Here is a 22,006-nt window from a genome sequence, read left to right on the forward strand (position 1 = left end):
CCAACAAATAAAATCAGTTAGGCATGAAGATTGAAGACATAACTAAAACAAACGGTATTTTGAACGATTCAACAAGAGTCATATTGAATATTATGTACACCGAAAAAGTCATAGTGGAACATTTTAGCGAAATACTAAAACCTTACGATCTTTCAGGTGAACAATACAATGTACTAAGGATTTTAAGAGGTCAAAAAGGAACACCCGCTAATATGTGTTTGATACAAGAACGCATGATAGCAAAAACCAGTAATACCACCCGATTAGTTGATAAGTTATTATTAAAAGAATTGGTTACTCGCAAAGTTTGCCCAGATAACCGACGCAAAATAGAAGTCCTAATCACACAAAAAGGATTGGATATCCTAGCCGAATTAGACCCAAAAGTAATCGAACACGAGAATACTTTTGCTAAAAAACTAACAGCCCAGGAGCTACATCAATTAAACGAATTATTAGAAAAATACAGAAATAAATAATCCACAAATCATGAGTACATTTATAGAACACCAGAACTGGAGATACGCAACAAAAAAATTTGATGCCACAAAAAAAATTACAAACGAGGATTTATCCATCTTAAAAGAAGCAATTCGCTTAAGTTCTTCCTCCTATGGATTACAACCCTACAAAGTATTAATTGTAGAAAATCCAGAACTAAGAGCAAAAATCCAACCAGCAGCTTGGGGACAATCGCAAATCGTAGATGCTTCTCATCTAATTGTCTTTGCGAATATGACTACTATGACTGAAACTGAGATTGACAATTACCTAAAAAACATTAGCGATATTAGAGAAATACCTTTAGAATCAATTGCTGGATATGCTGATTTCATGAAGTCTAAAATACTAACTTTAAGTGCCGAAACTAGCAACATATGGGCTTCAAAACAAACCTATCTTGCTATGGGGAATCTTCTTAATGCAGCTGCCGAACTCAAAATCGATGTTACTCCAATGGAAGGTTTTGTTCCCGCACAAGTAAATGAAATTTTAGGGCTTGACAAACTTAATTTAAATGCAAGTCTAATTGCTACATTAGGATACAGACACAGTGAAGACCTAACACAACATTACAAGAAAGTCAGAAAATCACAAGAAGAATTATTCATAACAATATAAATTATCAACTATAAACAATTTTAAACACTAAAAAAAAAATGAAAAATTTAAAAACAATCGCTTTAGCACTAGTAGTCGCTTTCTCTTCAGTAGCCGTTTCGGCACAATCTAAAAAAATCGATGCCTCAAAAAGTACCATCAACTGGGTTGGTAAAAAAGTAACAGGAAAGCACAATGGTACCGTAAACTTCAAAGAAGGACAATTAATCTTTAAAGGAAATAACGTTGCAGGAGGTTCTTTTACTGTCGATATGACTTCATTAACAGCTACTGACCTTAGCGGTGAATACCAAGGAAAATTAAACGGTCACCTGAAGTCTGAAGATTTCTTTGGAACCGAAAAATTCCCAACATCCAATTTAGTTTTCAAAAAAATAGCAACCAAAGCTAATGGTGTTTATTCTGTAACTGCTGATTTAACTATCAAAGGAAAAACAAATCCAGTAAACTTCGATTTAACCGTAAAAGGAAATACAGCAACAACTAAATTCAATGTTGACAGAACAAAATATGACATCAAATACGGTTCAGGAAGTTTCTTTGACAACCTAGGAGACAAAGCTATTTCAGACGAATTCGAATTAGAAGTTGCTCTACAATTCTAATATTTCAACAGTATTTTTAATTCCAAAAGCCATTTGAAGGGTAACTTTCAAATGGCTTTTTTGTATAACCTAATCCCATTTATCCTTAGAATTTACTCTAAAGTAAATTTTATTGCTTTTTAAATTCTAAATATAAATGGTATAAATTAGGAGCATACGATTTCGGTCACAATAACTTCTGCTCCCGCTGTACGTTACAATCTTTTCCTTTTTAAAGAAAAAAGGAAAAGGATTTTCACTTCCATCGCGGCTAGGATTCCCGTTTTTATTTCCAATTTGACATTATGCAGCAAATCTAAGATTGCAGTAGAGATGCTACCCAGAGAGACAAACTGCTGTGGTTCTCACCCCTTACAACATCATATCATTTGCCAAAACCATATTTCACAATTCAAAACTACCTTGCAATACGTCAAGAATAAACGTATTTTAGCCAAAAATAAAACCCAACAATGAGTATAGATAGAGAACTAAATAAACGCAGTGGATCCCAATGCGAATTATGTGCCGCAACCGAAAACCTTAAAGTATATACCGTATTACCAACACAAAAAGGAGGTCTTGACGAAAACATTTACGCTTGTAGTACTTGTATAGACCAAATAGAAACAGCAGGTAGCGAAGACCTAAACCATTGGAGGTGTTTAAATGATAGTATGTGGAGTGAACACATCCCAGTTCAAGTAGTGGCTTGGAGAATGTTAAGCCGTTTGCGTTCAGCAGGATGGCCACAAGAATTATTAGAACAAATGTACCTTGACGAAGATACGCTAGCCTGGGCACAAGCTACTGGTGAAGGCGAAGATGACGAAAACAAAATCATACACCGCGATAGCAACGGAGTAATCCTAGAACATGGAGATTCGGTTGTTTTAATCAAAGATTTAAAAGTAAAAGGCTCTAGCATGGTAGCTAAACAAGGAACCGCTGTTCGCAACATCCGCCTAGACCATGAAAACGCTGAATATATTGAAGGAAAAGTCGATGGACAAACAATAGTTATCATCACACAATATGTGAAGAAAACCTAGTCTTTTTTTAAAGTTTTCAGTCTCAGTCTCAGTTTTCAGTCCTAGGAATCCTGTAAACTGCGACTGAAAACTACTTCAATCCAATCTGTCTCTTAGCCTCCCCTATCACAAAAGCTACCGAATTGGCAATATTAAAACTCCTAATTTTATTCGACATCGGGATGGTTAGATGATTTTCGAATTGCGCCAAAACTTCTTTACTCAAACCCACACTTTCTTTCCCAAAAACCAACCAATCACCCTCTTGGAATTCGGTTTCTAAATAAGACTTGTCCGCATGAGAACTCATCAAAAAAACTCGAGATAAATCTGGAATTTGAGCTTTCCATTCGGCTACATTTTGGTATTCCGTCACATCAAGGTGCACCCAATAATCTAAGCCAGAACGTTTCAAATTCTTATCATTGATGACAAATCCAAAAGGATGAATCAAATGTAACCTACTCTCAGTTCCTACACAAAGCCTGCCTATATTTCCTGTATTATTAGGGATTTCAGGTTCTACTAAAACAATGTTTAACATTAGTATTATTTGTTTAATTTCTTTTTTTGATTAACTGTTTAACCCAAAGTCCGCATTAGGATTTTATGGACTTTTATCACGCAGATGAGGCAGATTTCCGCAAATTTTATGCTACAAAACAATTAAAAAATCTGTGTAAATCCGTTTTATCGGTGTTATCCGTGTTTCAATGCGTAATCTAGGCTTAATTGAATCCATTCACTTCAATTACTTCACCTGCTTTCAATTCGTTTAAATGTACTTTCCCTATTCGCACTCGTACTAATCGTAAGGTAGGAAACCCAACAGCAGCAGTCATTTTTCGCACCTGACGAAACTTTCCTTCATTGACCGTTATCGAAGCCCATGATGTAGGCCCATGACGATCATCGCGAATCTTCTTCCCTCGGGGTCCAAAATCAGGTATCTCAGTAACCAATCGGGCATCACATTTTTTGGTGATATATTTCCCGCCGTCAAAACCTATTTCCACCCCTTTTTTCAAAGCTTCAATGGCTTCTTGCGTGATGACACCATCAACCTGAACAAAATATTCTTTATCCACTTTTTTAGACCGAATCATTTCGCTCATCTTTCCATCTGTAGTCAACAACAATAAGCCTTCTGAATCTTCATCCAAACGACCTATAGCCATCGTGCCCTCTGGAAAATCATACAATTCCCCCAAAAGCTTCTTCTTGCGCTTTAACTCATAAATAAACTGACTTAAATAACCGTACGGTTTATGGAGGATGAAATGGCGGTGGGACATGGATTCTAAATTGTTTGAGACTGCAAAAATGCAAATTTAATTACACAATCCCAGTTTTAATTCCATATTCCAATTATGGAAATCCGTAATGAAAAACAAGATTTTATACTAATATTTACATTAAGTAGTATGTAAACTACTCCTATTCAGTAATTTTTAAAACTAACATTATGCTCAAAAGATCCATTCTCATAGAAAACAAAGCTTCAATTTCAACCAAAAATCTTCAACTAATCATCAAAACAGAACTTCGAGAAAGCTCCATTCCTATTGAAGATGTTGGTTTCTTGGTACTCGATCATGTTGAAATTTACATGAGTATTCCAGCAATGAATTTAATAATCGAAAACAACTCCGCACTTATAATTTGTGGAAAAAATCACCTCCCTAATGGTATGTTTCTTAATCTCAACAGCCATCACATTCAACAAGAAATATTCAAAAATCAAATTGAAGCTTCAGTGCCTCTCAAGAAAAAATTATGGCAACAAACCATCGTTGAAAAAATTAATAACCAAGGGTGTCTTTTGCAAAAAATAACTAACCAAAAAAACAGTTTTAATTTTCTAGCGACTAAAGTATTGAGCGGAGATACCAGTAATATGGAAGGTGTAGCCGCTAGTCAATATTGGAAAGTATTTTTCGAAACAAACGAAAATGTCTCGAAGTTCAAACGAGAGCGTTTTGGTGATTATCCCAACAATTTACTCAATTACGGCTATGCCATTTTGAGAGCAGCTACGGCTAGAGCTTTATCAGGAAGTGGATTACTTAATACGCTAGGAATTCATCATAAAAGTAAATACAATGCATTTGCATTAGCCGATGATATCATGGAGCCTTTTCGTCCCCTTGTTGATGAAGCCGTATTTGAGATAATGCAAAAATATAACGAACAAGAACTCAACTCCGTACTTAAATCCGAATTACTTCAAATTCTAACTCGTACCGTTTATTTCAAAGACGAAAAAAGTCCTTTGATGGTGGCCTTACAAAAAACTGCTAGCTCGCTCCAACAATGTTATACAGGCCAACGAAAAAAATTAAAATACCCCAAATTATGGAACTTAACGGATACCGAATAATGTGGTTGTTTGTGTTTTTTGACCTCCCCACTGAAACCAAAAAAGATCGCAGAAATGCCTCGCAGTTTCGAAACAATCTTTTGAAGGATGGTTTCTCCATGATGCAATTTTCCGTCTATGTACGGCATTGTGCCAGTAGCGAAAGTGCCGATGTACATGAAAAACGAATTCACAATCTTTTACCTCCTCTAGGAAAAGTAAGCGTCTTACGAATAACCGATAAACAATTTGGAAATATTCTTAATTTTTGGGGAAAAGCCGAAGTCCCAAAAGCACCTCAACCCACTCAATTAGAATTATTTTAATCTTCAATTACGATTTCTCTTAAAATATAAATTCACAAAAAACACCATAATCTATTGTACGGACAGGTGGCGACCTGTCCCCCGCATTACAAATAAAAAAATGCCTCAATCTAGACTAATCACTGCAAAAAAAAAGCATTATTTCAAACGATATTTTACCAAAATATTCTTTTTCAATTCATTTACGCACTGTGTACGGACAGGTCGCGACCTGTCCCTACGCATTACAATTAAAAAAATGCTTCAATCTTGCCTTATCACTGCAAAAAAGAAGCATTACTTTAAACGATATTTGAAACTATTTACATGATTATCAGAAGCTAACACCGCAACTAATATCGTGTTTTCTAATCTTTAATCAAACCACAACTTCGGGGAGTTTTTCTAGCATTTGGGATAAAATATCGTGTTTTCTAATCTTTAATCAAACCACAACTAGATTGATCGATAAAGTAAATAACAATTTAATATCGTGTTTTCTAATCTTTAATCAAACCACAACTGATTTTACTAATTCTATTATTTTATCCTTAATATCGTGTTTTCTAATCTTTAATCAAACCACAACTTATTCACGATAATCTAAACATGAGAAAAGAATATCGTGTTTTCTAATCTTTAATCAAACCACAACGGATTAATATGGTTGTGTGACTCTTACGAAATATCGTGTTTTCTAATCTTTAATCAAACCACAACTAGTCTTTCTAATATTGTTGGAACTGGAAGAATATCGTGTTTTCTAATCTTTAATCAAACCACAACGTGTCCTGTAGTTTGATGTTTTCAGTATTGAATATCGTGTTTTCTAATCTTTAATCAAACCACAACTCTTACTGTTCTTCATCCTGCAAATTTTAAAATATCGTGTTTTCTAATCTTTAATCAAACCACAACTATTGGAGCTCTTTATAATTGATACATGCAAATATCGTGTTTTCTAATCTTTAATCAAACCACAACATTGAAGCACGTAGGCAGATTGATGCCACTAATATCGTGTTTTCTAATCTTTAATCAAACCACAACGAGCTGGATTTGTTTTTTGCGCCTGCAATCAATATCGTGTTTTCTAATCTTTAATCAAACCACAACAATAGTCATATTCTATAGCGACGCAAGCAAAATATCGTGTTTTCTAATCTTTAATCAAACCACAACTTGTCGAACGCATAGGCTATTATTAAAATTAATATCGTGTTTTCTAATCTTTAATCAAACCACAACTACCGACAGGGTGAGAGCCAAGCAGGCAACAATATCGTGTTTTCTAATCTTTAATCAAACCACAACTAGGTTATTTTGATAAGTCAAAGATAATACAATATCGTGTTTTCTAATCTTTAATCAAACCACAACGATAGAGTTGTAATCTTACCTATTGGTAGAATATCGTGTTTTCTAATCTTTAATCAAACCACAACTTGCCACTAACGTCCTGCGTGTTGCTTTTCAATATCGTGTTTTCTAATCTTTAATCAAACCACAACTTATACGGTACTTCTTGTCCGTTTGCTACAAATATCGTGTTTTCTAATCTTTAATCAAACCACAACTAATTTTGACGAAATACAACATGAAACCGAAATATCGTGTTTTCTAATCTTTAATCAAACCACAACTATCGATAGAATACCCCACAAAATTATTCAAATATCGTGTTTTCTAATCTTTAATCAAACCACAACTAAATGGGGCGGATTCAACGCTAAAGAAGTAATATCGTGTTTTCTAATCTTTAATCAAACCACAACTCTCCACCCACGCCGATATCTTATCTACAAAATATCGTGTTTTCTAATCTTTAATCAAACCACAACTTAACACTTCGCAATTCAAGTCTATGTCAAATATCGTGTTTTCTAATCTTTAATCAAACCACAACCGCAGCCAAGAGAGGAACGATGGAACGAAGAATATCGTGTTTTCTAATCTTTAATCAAACCACAACTGTAAGTGGTTAAATCCTTAATCCCTACATAATATCGTGTTTTCTAATCTTTAATCAAACCACAACTGTAAGTGGTTAAATCCTTAATCCCTACATAATATCGTGTTTTCTAATCTTTAATCAAACCACAACTTAGGTGCTACATTGCTATCTAGTTTAGGTAATATCGTGTTTTCTAATCTTTAATCAAACCACAACCACTTCGCCAAGACGCAGGACGTTATAGCAATATCGTGTTTTCTAATCTTTAATCAAACCACAACTTACCTGCGCTTTTGTATTGTGGAACACCTAATATCGTGTTTTCTAATCTTTAATCAAACCACAACCTATCGATGCGCCTTGCTTTACGCTGATTGAATATCGTGTTTTCTAATCTTTAATCAAACCACAACTATGAGGTTTGGATATTTTTGCATTTGTAGAATATCGTGTTTTCTAATCTTTAATCAAACCACAACCAACAGCAAATGAGTATTGGTTTTTCTTTAAATATCGTGTTTTCTAATCTTTAATCAAACCACAACTGAATGCTAATGCATCCCTGCTGGGCAGATGCCATAGCTTTCAGTTGTGGTTTGAGATGTTTAAGAGATTGAAAATTTAATGTCAAAGAACTTCTAGTAATTTTGTCTTCCTATTATGGTGATAATTTCTACTTCTTCTTTATTGATGTTATAATAAATGGTATCCACTCCACAAACACAAAATCGTTCTGCATTTTTAAAATTTACTACTACTGGAAATAAAAATGGATTTGATGCGATTCTGTCAAAACAATCAAACAGCATATCATAATATTTATTGGCTTGTTGCAGACCAAATCTACCCAAACCGTACTCAAATATGCGTATTATATCTTCTTCTGCTTCAAATGACAGCTTATAATTATACATTTAATCGCTTTTTAATCTCCACTAAAAGTTCTTCTTTTGTTTTGGTACTAAAGCCACTCTTAATTCCTCTATCAATTTTCATTTGAACAAAATCATCATATTCTTGACGCTCACGAGCTTTCTTGATTAGATAATTTACCGCTTCACTTTTGCTCGTAAATTCTTCATTCGCTACTTGTTGTTTTAGCCATTCATCATTCTGATTGGCTAAAGTGATACTTTGTCGTGTCATAACAATAAATTTAGTTGGTGTAAATTTACACCAAAATTTCAAACTAAAAAAGTAATATTACCACTTGATGAAATTTCAAAATCTCTATTCTCTACTATTGCAGTAAAATTACTTAACCTTATTCTTAGTTTTTGAGCTGGATTTTCAAAATCCAAAGAAGACTTTTCAATTAAATTTTTATCTGCATCTCCCTGAGCATGATGTCTTAAATTAATTCTACTGTCATTTTCAAATTGAGTGATTTTATATAAACGTTTACTCAATTCAGAATTAGGCAAAACTTTAATTTCTTCTTTACTATTTTCATAAAACAGAACCATTTGATTTACTTTTAAAACATAAGAAAGAGGTATTAAAATTTCAGTTTTCTTTCCTTGATTCTTAATTATATTTTTTTCTATAGGAAGTTCCATTCCTCCTTTGCCTTGATTGTATTTTGCTACTTCAAAAGCAGAAATTGTTTTATGAACTCTTTCTGCTTTTCCTTTTTCGTTTAATGTTTCATAAACCGCCATTGCAAAAATATTCTCTAATTTGGCATAATAATTTTCTTTATGCTCTTTTCTTTTACCTTGCGAAACGTGACTTTGTTTTTTTATTGTCGGCAATTGTTTAAAATTAGTTTTTATTCTAATTTTTTTAATCAACATACTTTTCAAATTTTCTTCTTCTGGCAAAATAATGAAACCCTCTACGGTTCTTTCTAAATTTTTAAAACCATATTTTTTTATTCGCTGTTTTATAGCCTCATCAACAATATTTTCAACACTTGCTTCATTCAAATTACTTGCCCAATCCCTTTTTACAAACCAAATTTCTTTTTCATCTTTTTCATTTACCCTTTCAATGGCTCCATAAAAAGTATCTAAATGCAGTGAACTTCTAATTCCTTCGCCTTTTTCATAAATCACCTTTCCTGATTTATCATACTGAAGTTTATTTCTTTTTTTAAGTTTTCTTTTGGTTTGCTTCAATAAATTATCTTTATGATTGTGAACTACCAAAATTGATTCTTTCAATTTATCAATATCTTCAGTGAACGTTGTCCAAGGTTTTAACACTTTGAATTTTTCAATTTTCCCAAGTTCTTCCGATTCATTAAAGGCTTGTGCTAAAGAATCTCTAATACTTTTATCCATACAAGTTAACACAATCGCATCAATAGCATGATGATAATGTAACGTTCTGTCTTTTTTAGGCAAACCCCAAGATTGGCGTATATCTGCAACCATTGTCCCTTTGGCTGGAAAAACATTGTCAAATAAAGATTCCAAAAATAATTTTGAAAATTTAGTAATAATTCCTGTATCTACCAATTGGCTGTTTTTAAACTTTGGATTTATCTCCTTATCTATAAATCTTTTATATTTTTCATTCCAATAATTAAACTCCAATGACAAATAGTGTCTTTGCTGAATAGCTCTATCCTTTTGTTCTACGGTTGAAGCTACTCTTGAAAAATATCTTTGTTGTTCGATTTTTTCTTTTAAATCTTCAATTTTTTCTGCCCAGTCTTTTATATTAATTAATACATTTTGAATGTAAACATCATCCAATTCCTGAGGAATTTTATTCCCTTTTAGCTGATTAAATGACTTATCCGCTAAAGTTTTATTAACTAATGAATTATCAAAAGATTTGCTTCTTGGAAAAGTATGCTCAATATCAAACTGAAGGTTGGAACCTAATAATTTTTCACAACTTATTGTTTTATTTGTATATAAACATTTTCCTCCTTGTTCTTGACATAATCTGTATTTAATTATATCTGTTTCAGTTACAATTGAATTAGTATCTTTAGCGAGTTCATCTAATTTTTCTTTTATTTTTTTATTCTCATTTTGTCTTTCTCGTTGCCACCTTTCAATAGCCAATCTTTTGTTCTTATCATTCAGTTCTCGAGCCAATTCAATAATTATATTAGTATCAGAACTGATTTTCTTTTCTCTCAATAATGAATTAACTAATTTTCTTAAATAATGTAGTGTTCGCATTGCCATCGGATTTCTGACAGATGCTGTAAATGGGCTTCCTAACAATCCATCACTACTTTCCTGATATGTTTCGATTGCTGACGGATGATATAATTTATTCGATTTGTCCATCGAAACTCTAAACTCATCAATCAAAAATTGCTTAATAATCTCATCCAATCTTGGTTTAGGTAAATGATAACCTCCAAATCGTCTTTTTTGCAATTGTGTTTCAAAACTAAAAGCTATTTCAGATTGTATCTGATTTTGAAACTCTTCACTGAATTTATTCCATCTGTCTTTTCCGTAAAATGAAATTATCTTTTTGAAAACATTTTTTTTATCGGTTTCATCCAAAATATATTCAGCATCTGAATTGTCATATTCTTTTACAAAATCTTCCAAAAGAGAATTTACAATATCTATTTTTAATGTTTCATCCTTATATTCATCAATAATATTAGAAATATTATCCTGAATAAATCCTTTGTTTTCTTCCCATTTTTCTTTTCCAATTATTTGAGGAATATTGGCATAAAAAACCGCATGAGAGTAAATAATGTTTTGCCTTAAAAAAGGAAGAATATTGATGATAGCTTTTTTACTTAACGAACCATAACCTTGCTTAAGATTTATTTTTTCATAACGGTCAACCTGCTCTTCGCTTATATCATATCGGCTTCTAATGAAATGTTTTACTTTATCAGAAGTAACATCGTTTACAAAATCACCTGAAAAGAATAATGTATGCCATAATTCTTCTATCAACTCCTCAGAATATTTTTTATCTAATAGTTTATACTTAGTTTGAATTATTTCTTTACAGTCTTCCCAATTATTACTCTCAAAAACATCTTTTAATAAACTCATAGTTGGATTTCCAACTATCGGAAATTTGTCATTATAATTAAATTCAAAATACAAATTATTTTTTTTTGCTTTTGTATTTACAGCTTTGGAGATTTCAGAAAATTTAAAACTGGGTTTACTTTTTCTAAAAAACAATTCTTTAGTAAGTTCAAAAAACTCTGGATAATTAGATAAAAATTGAAATTTATCCTGATTTCTTTCTTTGACTTTTATTGAATTCAAGAATTGATACATTCTGAATTCTTCAAACAAAGGATGGCTTACAGCACAACGAGTTTTACTGGTTTCCAAAGTACACTTACCAATACTTCCTTTTTGAGATTTTAAAGGACGCTGAAAAAATATGGCTTTAAAAAGTTTATCAGTTAATTCAATGTCTAATTTTTGATTTTTTACCAAAACATTAAATTCTTCTACATAACTTATTCTCGAAGAATTCACTTCATTATCATCGCTTTTATACTTAGCTTTTCTAACTTTTTCACCTTTCTCTAATTGTTCAAATAAATATTCACCTAAAGTTTTATCTCCTCTATTTTCTCTTTCTTGGAGATAAACAACTAAATCTTTTCCAGCATCTGCATCTTTCCTTCCACTTTTAAAACCTCTTCTTTGACAAATGTGATACAAAGCTCTACCAAACTCCAAATTAGAAACAGAAGCATTTGAAGCATCACTTCTCACTTTATAAGGATTGATTTTCAACCACTCTCTAAAATCAAAATTTTCAGTTGGATAAATAGACGATTTGCCTTTTGTGTAAAGAGCCCAATTATTCAATTCATCAATAGTTAATGGACACATTCCATTCTCAATGAGTAGTTTCAATAAATCGGATTTTCTTTGTTTTCTTCTGGAATACAATTTTCTTGAAGCTCTTTTTTTAGTTCTTTCTGATGCCAAAGAAAACTCAACACCTTTTTCTTCTCCAACTCCTTGAGGAAAAATGATAACTCCAGAATCTAAAATCTGATTTTTATTATCTATATTATTATCTCTAATCGCCCACCCAATCGAGTTTGTCCCTAAATCTAAACCTAAAATCTTTGCCATAACAATTTGTATTTGTAAGAATTTCTAAAAATAGTAAGAAAAAAATTAACCCCATTACTGTTTTCCGTAATACAACATAAAAAGTTTTTACTTACATTTGTAACAGATTAAAACAATTCTAATCTTTAATCTTATCACAATAAGGCTATATGCCGTAGATGAAAATCTTTAGTCCTGCTTCGGTGGGACTTTTCATTTTATTTTACAATACTTTTTTACTTATACTACAATAATCCGCCAAAACGCAGTAGATTCAACTCTTTAGTCTTGCCTTAGTGAGTCTTATTTATTTCAAATTACCCTGTTTTAATCCTACTCAAAAAACACATCAGCTTTCCATCGCTCTGCATTAGTAATGATATAATTCAATATCCTAATTTAAGATTGCTCGTTTCTTATAATATGATCATGAAAGGAACGATGCCAAGCAAAACTTTCTAATCCTGAACGCCGAATTAATTTGGACGAAGTTGTTTTATAGGCACCAACTAATTCCGATAATGATTTAATTTTTATAGTTGCATCTGAAACCAGACTAGAATCAATCTCAATGATGGCGTGAACATGATTTGGCATCACGATACTAGAATGTAACACTACATACTCATACTGCTCCTCTAACCATTCTAATTGTTTATAGGCTATTTCACCAAATTGATTTAAAATCATCAATTGATTATTGCTTTCTTTGGATTCCATTTGCAAATTTGAATGTAATTCATCTTCGGATTGGGGCATATCTTCTGGCTGGGGGGAATGTACGGGCTCGGGGGAATGTACGGATAGGGGCGCATGTTCGAATAGGGGCGCATGTACGGACAGGTCGCGACCTGTCCCTACAGTCCCTACGTAACCAAAACAACATTTTCTATCCTCTACACATATCGTAACAAAATATAAATTATCACTTGAATAATCATATCCTAACATTCTATTGCGTTTTCTACTTTTCATTTTTAACATTATAAAGACTACGATAAATATACATTTTTTTCTTACATTAAAACAACAGAATTTATAATTTGGAAAAACATACCCATCTACGGACTGGGGCGTATGTACGGACAGGAGAGCACATACACGAATAGAGACACATGTACAGATAGGGACACATGTACGGACAGGTCGCGACCTGTCCCCACGTCATTAAAAAAATTAATCCTACCCTACTACATCCGCACAATTTATTCTTACTTTTACTTTCTATAAAAAAACAATCATTCTATGCCTACAATCCTTTCCTTTTTATTGGTTTTTATTATTGCACTTGCACTTGGTTTTACAATAGGTAAAATGCTTTTATCGGCTCGTTTTCAAGCCGAAAAAAGTGGTTTGGAAGAAAAACTAAACGGACTTAACTTTCAACTAACTCAATTGAAAGAACAGCTTATCCAAGACCGAACTTCATTTGAAAAACAATTGGAAACTAGCCAAACCGAGAAAGAATTGATTCGGAACGAAAAAGACAGCCTTGCTATCCAACTTTCGAAAAAAGAAGTCGATTTTGAAAACCTTTGGGAACGCAACAAAGAACAAAAAGAAGAAGTAGAGAAACTACAGGAAAAATTCACCAAAGAATTTGAAAACCTAGCTAATAAAATCCTAGACGAAAAGTCAAATAAATTCACAGAACAGAATAAAGAAAACATGAAAAATATCTTGTCTCCTTTGCAAGATAAAATTCAACTATTCGAAAAGAAAGTCGAGGATACTCATAAAGAAAGTATTGATTATCATGCGGCATTACGCCAACAAATTTTGGGTCTACGCGAAATGAATCTTCAAATGAGCAAGGAGACTCTGAATTTGACCAAAGCCTTAAAAGGAGACAGTAAAATGCAAGGGAACTGGGGCGAACTCGTATTAGAACGTGTACTCGAAAAATCGGGTTTAGAAAAGGGACGTGAATACGAAGTGCAACAAAGTTTTACCACTGAGGAAGGCAACCGTGTATTTCCTGATGTTGTCATCAATTTACCTGATGGCAAGAAGATGATTGTCGACTCTAAAGTTTCGTTGACAGCCTATGAGAAATACATCAACGAGGATGACGATGATTTAAAAATAAGTTTCTTAAAAGAACACACCAACTCGATTAAGCGACATGTAGAACAATTAGGCAACAAAAATTATCAGGATTTATACCAAATTGAAAGCCCTGATTTTGTTTTGTTATTTATCCCGATAGAGCCTGCCTTTGCAATTGCCTTAAATGAGGACACGAGTTTATACAACAAAGCTTTTGAGAAAAACATTGTGATTGTTACCCCTGCGACTTTGCTAGCAACCTTACGCACTATTGACAGTATGTGGACCAATCAAAAACAACAGGAAAATGCTTTTGAAATTGCACGCCAAGCTGGTGCACTATACGATAAATTTGAAGGCTTCCTAGCCGACTTAATCAAAATTGGTAAAAAAATAGACGAAAGTAAAATAGAATATAGCGGTGCTATGAACAAACTTTTTGAAGGAAAAGGAAACCTTATCACGAGCGTTGAGAAATTAAAAAAGATGGGGGCCAAAGCCAAAAAATCACTCCCTGAAAATATTTTAGCAAGAGCGGATAAAAATGAATCCAAACTAATCAATTAATAAAAGTTCTACTGCAATTATTTTATTTTTTACAACCCTTAAAAAAGCACTAAAAATCGTATTTTTCAGTGCTTTTTTGTTTTTATTTTCCTAAAAAAAATCGTAACTTTAAAAGACTCTCAAAATTTTTCAACAATGAAAAATTCGCTACTCTTTTTATTCTTTTTTATCTTTACCGCTACCTATTCTCAAAAAATAATGACGGTCAAAAATGCTATTGTTTTTTTTGAAGCATCCGTACCTATCTTTGAACCTGTAGCTGCTAAAAACGAAAGTATTGGGGGAGTACTAAATGTAAAACGAGGCTATATTTCATTTGAAATTCCGATGAAAAATTTTCGATTTGAAAGAAGTTTAATGGAAACACATTTCAATGAGAATTATCTTGAAACCAATCGTTTTCCAAAAGCCACTTTTAAAGGAATCATCGAAAAATTCGAAATAAAAATAGTAACTAGTATTCCTAAAATATTTGTGATCAAAGGCAAAATTACCATCCATGGTCAATCAAAAAATATCACGGTTACTGGAAAAATTAAACAGTCTGAAAAAGGTATTGAACTTCTTTCTGAATTTTCACTAAACACAGATGACTTTGCTATCGATATTCCTTATTTAGTGCGGGATAAAATATCCAAAAATGTCTCAGTATCTATAAGTTCTATCTTTCAATAAATCAGAACTCAATACGCATTTTTCTTGTCAAAAAACTCTAACCAAATTAAACCCAAAAGAAATTTCTCCTTTTGTCCATTCTCCAGTGGTTTGTCCTAAAAAACCAGATTCGTGCATTGCTCTTGAATTAGTAAAATGCATTTGAAATACATGACCTCCTGTCTCTAGGTCGACTCCTATCGAAATTGGATTTTTATAGATTGACTGTGAAGCCCTATTTAAATGTGCTCCATAATCCATATTTAACGACCAACGTTTAGCTAATTTATACCTTCCTCCTATACCTATTGCCAATTGACTATTCTCTTGCGGATTTGGTGTAATTACATTGTTATTAGAATCCAAAATATCTCGTACTACATTTTCATGAAAAAAAGTTGGCGCTAGCTCTAATGACAATTTATCGCTTACTTTTCTAGAAACTAACAACTGACTAACATATGTCAAACGATGCTTAAACTCCAATAAAGGAAAAAATTGCTTTTTCATTTCCGAATTTATCGCCACACTATTAAACCCTACAATGGTGAGTGGAAAACCATCCGATTTTTGAGAAACTAATAAATACTTAATCCCTGCATCATAGGTTTTTTGAAAACCAGTACGAGAAATATGCAAAGTGACTCCTTCAGTCAATCCATAAGCAAACTTTATTTGGGTGACAGCATCATCGATTCCGAAGAAATCTTCAAAACCATTTTTGACATAGTCAAAACGATGGGCCACTACAAAAAACAAATCGCCTTTCCCTACCAATTTAGTGGATTCAAAATTTACTATTTTGAGAGATTTAAAGGCCGAAGTAGATTTTGTATCAACCTTTTTAGTATCAATCTCACTCAATAAATCATTTTGCGACAACATATAAAAAGGAACCAACAAGGTTATCAATAGATATTTCATAATAGGTGTTTTTTTTTTAATAATTACAGAAAAAAGCGTTTTACTTATTTATTTTACAATTACAGATTGATCTAGTTTTAATTCTTCCAATAAAGAATCATAACCTATCAGTCTTCCCTTAATTTTTATTTTATCACCTTCATTGATGCTATCATGAATATTTTCATTAATGACTGCATGCAATTGTTTATTCAAAACCAATGTTCGATTTTCTCTCTGTAGCGAACTAATTACACCCGAAACGACAATTGTTTTATCAAGATACTCCAAATTTGATTGAGATTCATCAGCTTGATAAGCCTCAAATAAAGTTTTAACATCACCATGATACGCTTCATTTTCAGTCTCTATATCGCGATGTACTTTATAGACATATAAATAACCAGCTATCGCAATTGTGATAAATGCAACAACAAAAAGGATATATTTTTTCATGATTTTATAGTTTAAATTAAAATATTATTTGAATTTAATTAAAATTTATCAGTTTTTATAACTAATTTTAAGGTAGTTAGCCTTAAAATCCAAAACCAATGAAAAAATACCACTTAATTGCGATTACGATTTATACTTTTTTAAATTTGAGTTGTTCAAATAATTCTGAGTCTGATTTGACAACAGAACCTAATCCCACGCCTACTCCTACGACAATTACGTATACCAATACAATTAATGCCATAATATCAACCAATTGTATTTCTTGCCATGGTGTCCCTACCACAAATGGAGCGTCTATTTCATTAAACACCTACACCAAAGTCAAAAATGCCGTTTCAAATGACCAACTCATTGAACGAATTTCAAAAGCTCAAGGAGAAAGCGGTTTGATGCCTTATAATGGCACACGCTTACCGCAAGCGACCATTGATAAGGTGGTAAGCTGGAAAAATGACGGTTTTAAAGAATAATATTATGAAGAATTTTTATTTATTAAATATTGCTTTTCTATTCATGATATCCATTGGTTTTTCACAAGAAAGAAAAATCACCAAATCAGGTACTATTACTTTTGAAGCCTCTGTTCCTTCATTCGAAGAAGTTAAAGCTACGAACAACAGTGTCAGTTGTATCTTGAACACGAATACTGGTGAATTAGCAAGTCTCGCTTTGGTAAAAGGATTCCGATTCAAAGTTGCCTTAATGGAAGAACATTTTAATGAAAATTATATCGAAAGTAATAAATATCCTAAGGCGACTTTTAAAGGAACAATTAAAAATTTTAATCTAATGAGCCTTAGCACTGATGTTCCAAAAACACTTGTCTTAAATGGAATACTCAGCATACATGGTAAAACAAAGGAAATCACTACCTCTGTAACACTCAAAAAAATAAAGAATGATATTGAATTACAATCTCAATTCATTGTTACTCCTTCGGATTTTGATATCCATATCCCAAAAGTGGTCAGTAAAAAAGTAGCCGAAACGGTTACTATCAAAATCGATTTTTTACTTAAATAACAAAAATCAGAAACTTATTTCAAACAATTCCTTATTGCAGTTTCTAAATCTTTATACTGAAACTGAAACCCCAACTTCTTAATTTTTTCTGGCGAAACTCTTTGTCCTGTCAAAACAATAACGGCCATTTCACCAAGTAAAATACGGAGCATAAAAGCAGGTACATTGGGTAGTAGTATTTTATATCCTAATACCTTGGCTAATTTTTTAGAAAATATAGCATTGGTTGTGTTATCAAATACCGCAGCGTTATAGGCTCCATTCATCTGTGGATTTTCGATAGCTTCCAAATAAATCCGACATAAATCATCAATATGAATCCAAGGCATAAATTGTTTTCCCGTACCAATAGCCGAGCCCAATCTCCATTTAAACAAAGGTAATATTTTACTCAAAAAACCACCTTTCCCTAAAACCAAACCAGTGCGAACTTTCACTATTCTGTTTGCATATAAAGCCATTTCATCAGCAACAGCTTCCCATTTCTGACAGGTACTCCCTAAAAAATCAGTCGCAGCAACTCTTTCTTCTGAACAAATCTTAGTTTTATTATACCCCCCATAAATTCCAACCCCTGAAGCACTTATAAATGCATCCAATTTTTTATTATGTTTCTTTAAAATTGATTCTATGAGTTTCACTGGCTGTACCCTACTATCAACAATAGCTTTTTTTCTTGATTGTGTCCAGCGTTTACCAGCAATATTTTCTCCTGCCAAGTGAATGATACAATCTGCATTCAAAACAGCCTCTTCATCAATTATAAATTTATCAATATCCCAAGTATAATAAGATAAGGACTCTTTGTTGGCTCTTTTAGATCTACTTAATACACTAACCGAAAACCCTTTGCTAATTAACAGGTTAGTTAGATGTTTCCCCACAAAACCCGTTCCTCCCGTGATGAGTATGTTCTTTTTTACCATAATTCTTAACTGAATTTAGTTCATTAACAAATATACAACATTATTTTGTTTAGCATTTAACCAAAAAGATTAAACATTTTACCTATCTTTATGGTGAAAATAAAAATCAACATCATGGCAACTAAAAAAATAAAGATTACTAAAGAGTATATTATCAATCAATATATGAACTACAAGCTAGAACATAATGAAATTCCGCAATCAGTTCATGCATTTGCAAAAGCAAATGGGATGACAGAATCTGATTTCTATAAATTCTTCGGTGCGATGGAGGCTATTGAAAAAGAAATCTACTTGACTTTCTTAAATAATACCATTGAAATGATTGAAACCGACACCAATTATAGTAGTTATGATACCAAAACGAAACTTTTGAGTTTCTACTTCACTTTTTTTGAACTACTAACAGCAAATCGTTCTTATGTCAAATTAAGCTTGAACAATTATAAAAATCAGCTCAAAAATATTTTACAATTATCTAGTCTACATCAAGAATTTAAAAAATATATAGCTTCAATTGTAACTGAAGATTTCTTGCTAAAACAAGAAAAAGTTCAAGATTTTCAACAAAAAGCAATTCAAGAAGCCGCTTGGATACAGCTCTTGCTAACCCTTAAATTTTGGTTAGACGATGACTCAGCCTCATTCGAGAAAACAGATATTTACATTGAAAAATCAGTCAAACTAAGTTTTGAATTAATCAATATAGCTCCTATAGAAAGCTTAATTGACTTTGGAAAATTCATTTTCAAAGAAAAAATAAACCGCCAATAATGAAAACAATCGACTATATCCCAACCTCAAAAATTGAAAGAGCTACTAAATTGGTTCAAACAGGAGCTAAAGTAGGTGTAAACTACCTTAAATATTATGGTGAAAAAATAGTTAATCCAGAGCTCAACAAGGACAAACTCAATCAAGATAATGCCGAAGACATTTATGACGGCCTGAAAAACTTAAAAGGAAGTGCGCTAAAAGTAGCTCAGATGTTAAGTATGGATAAAAACTTCCTTCCACAAGCCTATGTAGAGAAATTCTCTTTATCTCAATTTTCAGTCCCTCCCTTATCCGCTCCTTTGGTACTTAAAACTTTCAAGAATAATTTTGGAAAAACACCTTATGAATTGTTTGACGAATTCAACCCCAATTCGGTAAATGCTGCCAGTATAGGTCAAGTACATTTGGCACTAAAAAACAATAAAAAGTTAGCCGTAAAAATTCAATATCCAGGAGTGGCTAATAGTATATCATCGGATTTAGCCTTAGTCAAACCTGTCGCTATCCGAATGTTTAATCTTCAAGGAAAAGACTCCGACAAGTATTTTAAAGAAGTTGAAGATAAATTAATTGAAGAAACAAATTACACGCTTGAATTACAACAAAGTCAAGAAATAGCAAACGCCTGTAGCCGAATTCCAAACCTAAATCTCCCTACTTACTATCCTGAATTTTCTTCAGAAAAAATCCTAACTATGGATTGGATGCAAGGAGTCCATTTGTCTGAATTTGAAAATGATAATCCTATTGTTGCGAATAAACTGGGACAAGCCCTTTGGGATTTTTATATGTACCAAATCCATGTCTTGAAAAAAGTACATGCTGACCCACACCCAGGTAATTTTTTGGTGAATGAAAACCAAGAACTAGTTGCATTAGACTTTGGCTGTATGAAAACCATTCCGATGGATTTCTACATCCCATATTTTGAATTAATAAACAAAGAAATTATTGATAACGAAACTCTTTTCAGAGAAAAACTATTCAAATTAGAGATTCTAAGAGAGGATGATTCTGAGGATGAAAAGAAATATTTCACTCAAATGTTCTATGATTTACTTTCGTTATTTACGCAACCTTTTCAATCAGCGACCTTTGACTTTTCAAATCCTGCTTTTTTTGAAAGTATTGCGCAACTAGGCGAACGGTTTTCTAACGACACTAATCTCAAGAAAATGAACGGAAATAGAGGATCTAAACACTTCATTTACATGAATCGAACCTTCTTTGGGCTTTATAATTTAATGTTTGATTTAAAAGCAAACATCACGGTTAATCAGTATCAAAATATACCATCATGAAAAGAGCACTTACTTCCATTGAAATCGACCGAATCATTGAAATGGCTTGGGAAGACCGAACACCATTTGAAGCCATCCTATTTCAATTTGGACTTAACGAATCGGATGTGATAACACTAATGCGAAACCAAATTAAAGCTTCTAGTTTTAAAAGATGGCGCAAAAGAGTTCAAGGACGAAAAACGAAACACGGACAATTAAGAACCTTCCTAAAAGGTCGGTTTAAATGTGCTTTACAAAGACAAATAAGCAATAATTCTATATCAAAAAGATGAAAGAAACACTAATCATAGGCGGAAGTAAAGGCATTGGAAAAGCAATCCTAATGCAACAACTCGAAAACAATAAAGCCTACAATATCAGCCGAACTGCACCTGAGATTTCACATCCTAACTTGGTACATTATTCATTGGATATTACCAAGGATGAATTGCCTGAGATCAATTCACTCGATCATTTAGTGTACTGCCCAGGTTCCATCAATCTCAAACCCATTGGTAGTTTGAGCGTGGAAGATTTTAGAAATGATTTTGAAATAAATGTCATTGGCGCTGTAAAAGCCATACATAAATATTTACCAGTATTAAAAAAAGGGAATGCGCCTTCTATCCTATTATTTAGTACTGTGGCAGCCAAACTCGGAATGCCCTATCATGCAAGTGTTGCCGCTTCAAAATCAGCAGTCGAAGGCCTAATAAAATCACTTGGAGCCGAATTAGCAGGAAACATTCGCATAAACGGGATTGCTCCTACAATAACAGATACCTCACTTGCTGCAAACATATTACGCAACGACCGAATGAAAGAAAACATGATAGAACGACACCCTATGAAAGGTTATTTAAATCCTATCGAAGTCGCTGAAATGGCTGATTTCTTATTATCTAAAAAAGCAAAATCAATCTCTGGACAAATTATCCCTATGGATTACGGTATTGTCTCCTTTAAAATTTAATTACATTTATAGGATA

23 protein-coding genes and 1 CRISPR repeat array are annotated in these 22,006 nt (G+C 32.7%); of the genes, 14 read left to right on the forward strand and 9 right to left on the reverse strand.

From position 1 onward, the window contains the following. Window positions 1-23: 23 nt before the first annotated feature. The 4 genes from SLW70_RS13975 to SLW70_RS13990 all read left to right on the forward strand — a co-directional run bounded on the left by SLW70_RS13975 (window position 24) and on the right by SLW70_RS13990 (window position 2,758). Window positions 24-479, forward strand: a complete 456-nt coding sequence (locus SLW70_RS13975) for a MarR family winged helix-turn-helix transcriptional regulator (protein WP_320889205.1) — start codon at window positions 24-26, stop codon at window positions 477-479. A 10-nt stretch (window positions 480-489) separates the two neighbouring features. Beyond that, window positions 490-1,122 (forward strand): NAD(P)H-dependent oxidoreductase, encoded by a 633-nt coding sequence (locus SLW70_RS13980; protein WP_320889207.1) that lies wholly within the window; start codon window positions 490-492, stop codon window positions 1,120-1,122. A gap of 38 nt (window positions 1,123-1,160) precedes the next feature. After that, window positions 1,161-1,727 (forward strand): YceI family protein, encoded by a 567-nt coding sequence (locus SLW70_RS13985; RefSeq protein ID WP_320889208.1) that lies wholly within the window; start codon window positions 1,161-1,163, stop codon window positions 1,725-1,727. A gap of 452 nt (window positions 1,728-2,179) precedes the next feature. Next, window positions 2,180-2,758, forward strand: coding sequence for a PhnA domain-containing protein (locus tag SLW70_RS13990; RefSeq protein WP_320889209.1), 579 nt, complete (start codon window positions 2,180-2,182; stop codon window positions 2,756-2,758). Between the two features lie 70 nt (window positions 2,759-2,828). On the opposite strand, the gene SLW70_RS13995 is transcribed toward SLW70_RS13990, so the two are convergent. Then, the gene (locus tag SLW70_RS13995) at window positions 2,829-3,281 is read right to left on the reverse strand and encodes a tRNA (cytidine(34)-2'-O)-methyltransferase (protein WP_320889210.1); all 453 of its coding nucleotides are present in this window, start codon (window positions 3,279-3,281) and stop codon (window positions 2,829-2,831) included. 184 nt (window positions 3,282-3,465) lie between these two features. Continuing rightward, on the reverse strand, window positions 3,466-4,032 hold the full coding sequence (locus SLW70_RS14000) for a pseudouridine synthase (RefSeq protein WP_320889211.1): 567 nt from the start codon (window positions 4,030-4,032) through the stop codon (window positions 3,466-3,468). 170 nt (window positions 4,033-4,202) lie between these two features. On the opposite strand from SLW70_RS14000, the gene cas1 reads away from it, so the two are divergent. Both cas1 and cas2 read left to right on the forward strand, forming a co-directional pair. Next, window positions 4,203-5,117 (forward strand): type II CRISPR-associated endonuclease Cas1, encoded by a 915-nt coding sequence (gene cas1 / locus SLW70_RS14005; RefSeq protein ID WP_320889213.1) that lies wholly within the window; start codon window positions 4,203-4,205, stop codon window positions 5,115-5,117. Then, window positions 5,093-5,422: a CRISPR-associated endonuclease Cas2 gene (cas2, locus tag SLW70_RS14010; RefSeq protein WP_320889215.1), complete on the forward strand. Its 330-nt coding sequence runs from the start codon at window positions 5,093-5,095 to the stop codon at window positions 5,420-5,422. Before cas1 ends, cas2 begins: the two co-directional genes overlap by 25 nt. 334 nt (window positions 5,423-5,756) lie before the next feature. After that, window positions 5,757-7,900: direct repeats of the CRISPR family, unit length 36 nt; unit sequence AATATCGTGTTTTCTAATCTTTAATCAAACCACAAC. Between the two features lie 93 nt (window positions 7,901-7,993). On the opposite strand, the gene SLW70_RS14015 is transcribed toward cas2, so the two are convergent. From SLW70_RS14015 to SLW70_RS14030, 4 genes are all read right to left on the reverse strand, one after another. After that, window positions 7,994-8,269 (reverse strand): type II toxin-antitoxin system RelE/ParE family toxin, encoded by a 276-nt coding sequence (locus tag SLW70_RS14015; protein ID WP_320889217.1) that lies wholly within the window; start codon window positions 8,267-8,269, stop codon window positions 7,994-7,996. Next, window positions 8,262-8,501 carry a CopG family transcriptional regulator gene (locus SLW70_RS14020; protein WP_320889219.1) on the reverse strand — a complete coding sequence of 80 codons (240 nt, stop codon included), beginning with the start codon at window positions 8,499-8,501 and terminating at the stop codon, window positions 8,262-8,264. The genes SLW70_RS14015 and SLW70_RS14020 overlap by 8 nt, the downstream gene beginning before the upstream one ends. Window positions 8,502-8,539: 38 nt before the next feature. Beyond that, window positions 8,540-12,397, reverse strand: a complete 3,858-nt coding sequence (gene cas9, locus SLW70_RS14025) for a type II CRISPR RNA-guided endonuclease Cas9 (protein ID WP_320889220.1) — start codon at window positions 12,395-12,397, stop codon at window positions 8,540-8,542. A gap of 378 nt (window positions 12,398-12,775) precedes the next feature. Continuing rightward, window positions 12,776-13,351: a transposase gene (locus SLW70_RS14030; protein WP_320889221.1), complete on the reverse strand. Its 576-nt coding sequence runs from the start codon at window positions 13,349-13,351 to the stop codon at window positions 12,776-12,778. A 270-nt stretch (window positions 13,352-13,621) separates the two neighbouring features. Here SLW70_RS14030 and rmuC point away from each other — a divergent pair, with 270 nt between their 5' ends. Together rmuC and SLW70_RS14040 are read left to right on the forward strand one after the other, a co-directional pair. Further along, window positions 13,622-14,992: a DNA recombination protein RmuC gene (rmuC, locus tag SLW70_RS14035; RefSeq protein WP_320889222.1), complete on the forward strand. Its 1,371-nt coding sequence runs from the start codon at window positions 13,622-13,624 to the stop codon at window positions 14,990-14,992. A gap of 135 nt (window positions 14,993-15,127) precedes the next feature. Next, window positions 15,128-15,667: a YceI family protein gene (locus SLW70_RS14040; RefSeq protein ID WP_320889223.1), complete on the forward strand. Its 540-nt coding sequence runs from the start codon at window positions 15,128-15,130 to the stop codon at window positions 15,665-15,667. A gap of 27 nt (window positions 15,668-15,694) precedes the next feature. Here SLW70_RS14040 and SLW70_RS14045 read toward each other — a convergent pair whose 3' ends face one another. Together SLW70_RS14045 and SLW70_RS14050 are read right to left on the reverse strand one after the other, a co-directional pair. Beyond that, window positions 15,695-16,570, reverse strand: a complete 876-nt coding sequence (locus SLW70_RS14045; protein WP_320889224.1) for a DUF5777 family beta-barrel protein — start codon at window positions 16,568-16,570, stop codon at window positions 15,695-15,697. A gap of 48 nt (window positions 16,571-16,618) precedes the next feature. After that, complete coding sequence (locus SLW70_RS14050; RefSeq protein WP_320889225.1) at window positions 16,619-17,005, reverse strand: OB-fold protein; 387 nt, start codon at window positions 17,003-17,005, stop codon at window positions 16,619-16,621. A 98-nt stretch (window positions 17,006-17,103) separates the two neighbouring features. Here SLW70_RS14050 and SLW70_RS14055 point away from each other — a divergent pair, with 98 nt between their 5' ends. Next, window positions 17,104-17,478, forward strand: coding sequence for a c-type cytochrome (locus SLW70_RS14055; RefSeq protein ID WP_320889227.1), 375 nt, complete (start codon window positions 17,104-17,106; stop codon window positions 17,476-17,478). 4 nt (window positions 17,479-17,482) lie between these two features. Next, the gene (locus tag SLW70_RS14060; protein WP_320889229.1) at window positions 17,483-18,031 is read left to right on the forward strand and encodes a YceI family protein; all 549 of its coding nucleotides are present in this window, start codon (window positions 17,483-17,485) and stop codon (window positions 18,029-18,031) included. A gap of 14 nt (window positions 18,032-18,045) precedes the next feature. Here SLW70_RS14060 and SLW70_RS14065 read toward each other — a convergent pair whose 3' ends face one another. Further along, window positions 18,046-18,957, reverse strand: coding sequence for a TIGR01777 family oxidoreductase (locus tag SLW70_RS14065; protein ID WP_320889231.1), 912 nt, complete (start codon window positions 18,955-18,957; stop codon window positions 18,046-18,048). Window positions 18,958-19,071: 114 nt separating this feature from the next. Here SLW70_RS14065 and SLW70_RS14070 point away from each other — a divergent pair, with 114 nt between their 5' ends. The 4 genes from SLW70_RS14070 to SLW70_RS14085 are packed head-to-tail and all read left to right on the forward strand — an operon-like array spanning window position 19,072 to window position 21,990. Beyond that, entirely contained in the window at window positions 19,072-19,731 is a 660-nt protein-coding gene (locus SLW70_RS14070) for a TetR family transcriptional regulator C-terminal domain-containing protein (protein ID WP_320889233.1), read from the forward strand. Further along, entirely contained in the window at window positions 19,731-21,035 is a 1,305-nt protein-coding gene (locus SLW70_RS14075) for an ABC1 kinase family protein (protein ID WP_320889234.1), read from the forward strand. Before SLW70_RS14070 ends, SLW70_RS14075 begins: the two co-directional genes overlap by 1 nt. Next, window positions 21,032-21,310, forward strand: coding sequence for a TIGR03643 family protein (locus SLW70_RS14080; protein WP_320889235.1), 279 nt, complete (start codon window positions 21,032-21,034; stop codon window positions 21,308-21,310). The genes SLW70_RS14075 and SLW70_RS14080 overlap by 4 nt, the downstream gene beginning before the upstream one ends. Then, window positions 21,307-21,990, forward strand: a complete 684-nt coding sequence (locus SLW70_RS14085; RefSeq protein ID WP_320889236.1) for an SDR family oxidoreductase — start codon at window positions 21,307-21,309, stop codon at window positions 21,988-21,990. Before SLW70_RS14080 ends, SLW70_RS14085 begins: the two co-directional genes overlap by 4 nt. The last annotated feature ends 16 nt before the right edge of the window (window positions 21,991-22,006 follow it).

It is taken from the genome of Flavobacterium sp. NG2, from assembly GCF_034119845.1.
In the GTDB taxonomy this organism is placed as follows: domain Bacteria; phylum Bacteroidota; class Bacteroidia; order Flavobacteriales; family Flavobacteriaceae; genus Flavobacterium.

Excerpts from the sequence above, each read along its gene's own strand:
- SLW70_RS13975 (WP_320889205.1), top strand. The coding sequence starts at position 24 with ATGAAGATTGAAGACATAACTAAAACAAACGGTATTTTGAACGATTCA.
- SLW70_RS13980 (WP_320889207.1), top strand. The coding sequence starts at position 490 with ATGAGTACATTTATAGAACACCAGAACTGGAGATACGCAACAAAAAAA.
- SLW70_RS13985 (WP_320889208.1), top strand. The coding sequence starts at position 1,161 with ATGAAAAATTTAAAAACAATCGCTTTAGCACTAGTAGTCGCTTTCTCT.
- SLW70_RS13990 (WP_320889209.1), top strand. The coding sequence starts at position 2,180 with ATGAGTATAGATAGAGAACTAAATAAACGCAGTGGATCCCAATGCGAA.
- SLW70_RS13995 (WP_320889210.1), bottom strand. The coding sequence starts at position 3,281 with ATGTTAAACATTGTTTTAGTAGAACCTGAAATCCCTAATAATACAGGA.
- SLW70_RS14000 (WP_320889211.1), bottom strand. The coding sequence starts at position 4,032 with ATGTCCCACCGCCATTTCATCCTCCATAAACCGTACGGTTATTTAAGT.
- cas1 (WP_320889213.1), top strand. The coding sequence starts at position 4,203 with ATGCTCAAAAGATCCATTCTCATAGAAAACAAAGCTTCAATTTCAACC.
- cas2 (WP_320889215.1), top strand. The coding sequence starts at position 5,093 with ATGGAACTTAACGGATACCGAATAATGTGGTTGTTTGTGTTTTTTGAC.
- SLW70_RS14015 (WP_320889217.1), bottom strand. The coding sequence starts at position 8,269 with ATGTATAATTATAAGCTGTCATTTGAAGCAGAAGAAGATATAATACGC.
- SLW70_RS14020 (WP_320889219.1), bottom strand. The coding sequence starts at position 8,501 with ATGACACGACAAAGTATCACTTTAGCCAATCAGAATGATGAATGGCTA.
- cas9 (WP_320889220.1), bottom strand. The coding sequence starts at position 12,397 with ATGGCAAAGATTTTAGGTTTAGATTTAGGGACAAACTCGATTGGGTGG.
- SLW70_RS14030 (WP_320889221.1), bottom strand. The coding sequence starts at position 13,351 with ATGAAAAGTAGAAAACGCAATAGAATGTTAGGATATGATTATTCAAGT.
- rmuC (WP_320889222.1), top strand. The coding sequence starts at position 13,622 with ATGCCTACAATCCTTTCCTTTTTATTGGTTTTTATTATTGCACTTGCA.
- SLW70_RS14040 (WP_320889223.1), top strand. The coding sequence starts at position 15,128 with ATGAAAAATTCGCTACTCTTTTTATTCTTTTTTATCTTTACCGCTACC.
- SLW70_RS14045 (WP_320889224.1), bottom strand. The coding sequence starts at position 16,570 with ATGAAATATCTATTGATAACCTTGTTGGTTCCTTTTTATATGTTGTCG.
- SLW70_RS14050 (WP_320889225.1), bottom strand. The coding sequence starts at position 17,005 with ATGAAAAAATATATCCTTTTTGTTGTTGCATTTATCACAATTGCGATA.
- SLW70_RS14055 (WP_320889227.1), top strand. The coding sequence starts at position 17,104 with ATGAAAAAATACCACTTAATTGCGATTACGATTTATACTTTTTTAAAT.
- SLW70_RS14060 (WP_320889229.1), top strand. The coding sequence starts at position 17,483 with ATGAAGAATTTTTATTTATTAAATATTGCTTTTCTATTCATGATATCC.
- SLW70_RS14065 (WP_320889231.1), bottom strand. The coding sequence starts at position 18,957 with ATGGTAAAAAAGAACATACTCATCACGGGAGGAACGGGTTTTGTGGGG.
- SLW70_RS14070 (WP_320889233.1), top strand. The coding sequence starts at position 19,072 with ATGGCAACTAAAAAAATAAAGATTACTAAAGAGTATATTATCAATCAA.
- SLW70_RS14075 (WP_320889234.1), top strand. The coding sequence starts at position 19,731 with ATGAAAACAATCGACTATATCCCAACCTCAAAAATTGAAAGAGCTACT.
- SLW70_RS14080 (WP_320889235.1), top strand. The coding sequence starts at position 21,032 with ATGAAAAGAGCACTTACTTCCATTGAAATCGACCGAATCATTGAAATG.
- SLW70_RS14085 (WP_320889236.1), top strand. The coding sequence starts at position 21,307 with ATGAAAGAAACACTAATCATAGGCGGAAGTAAAGGCATTGGAAAAGCA.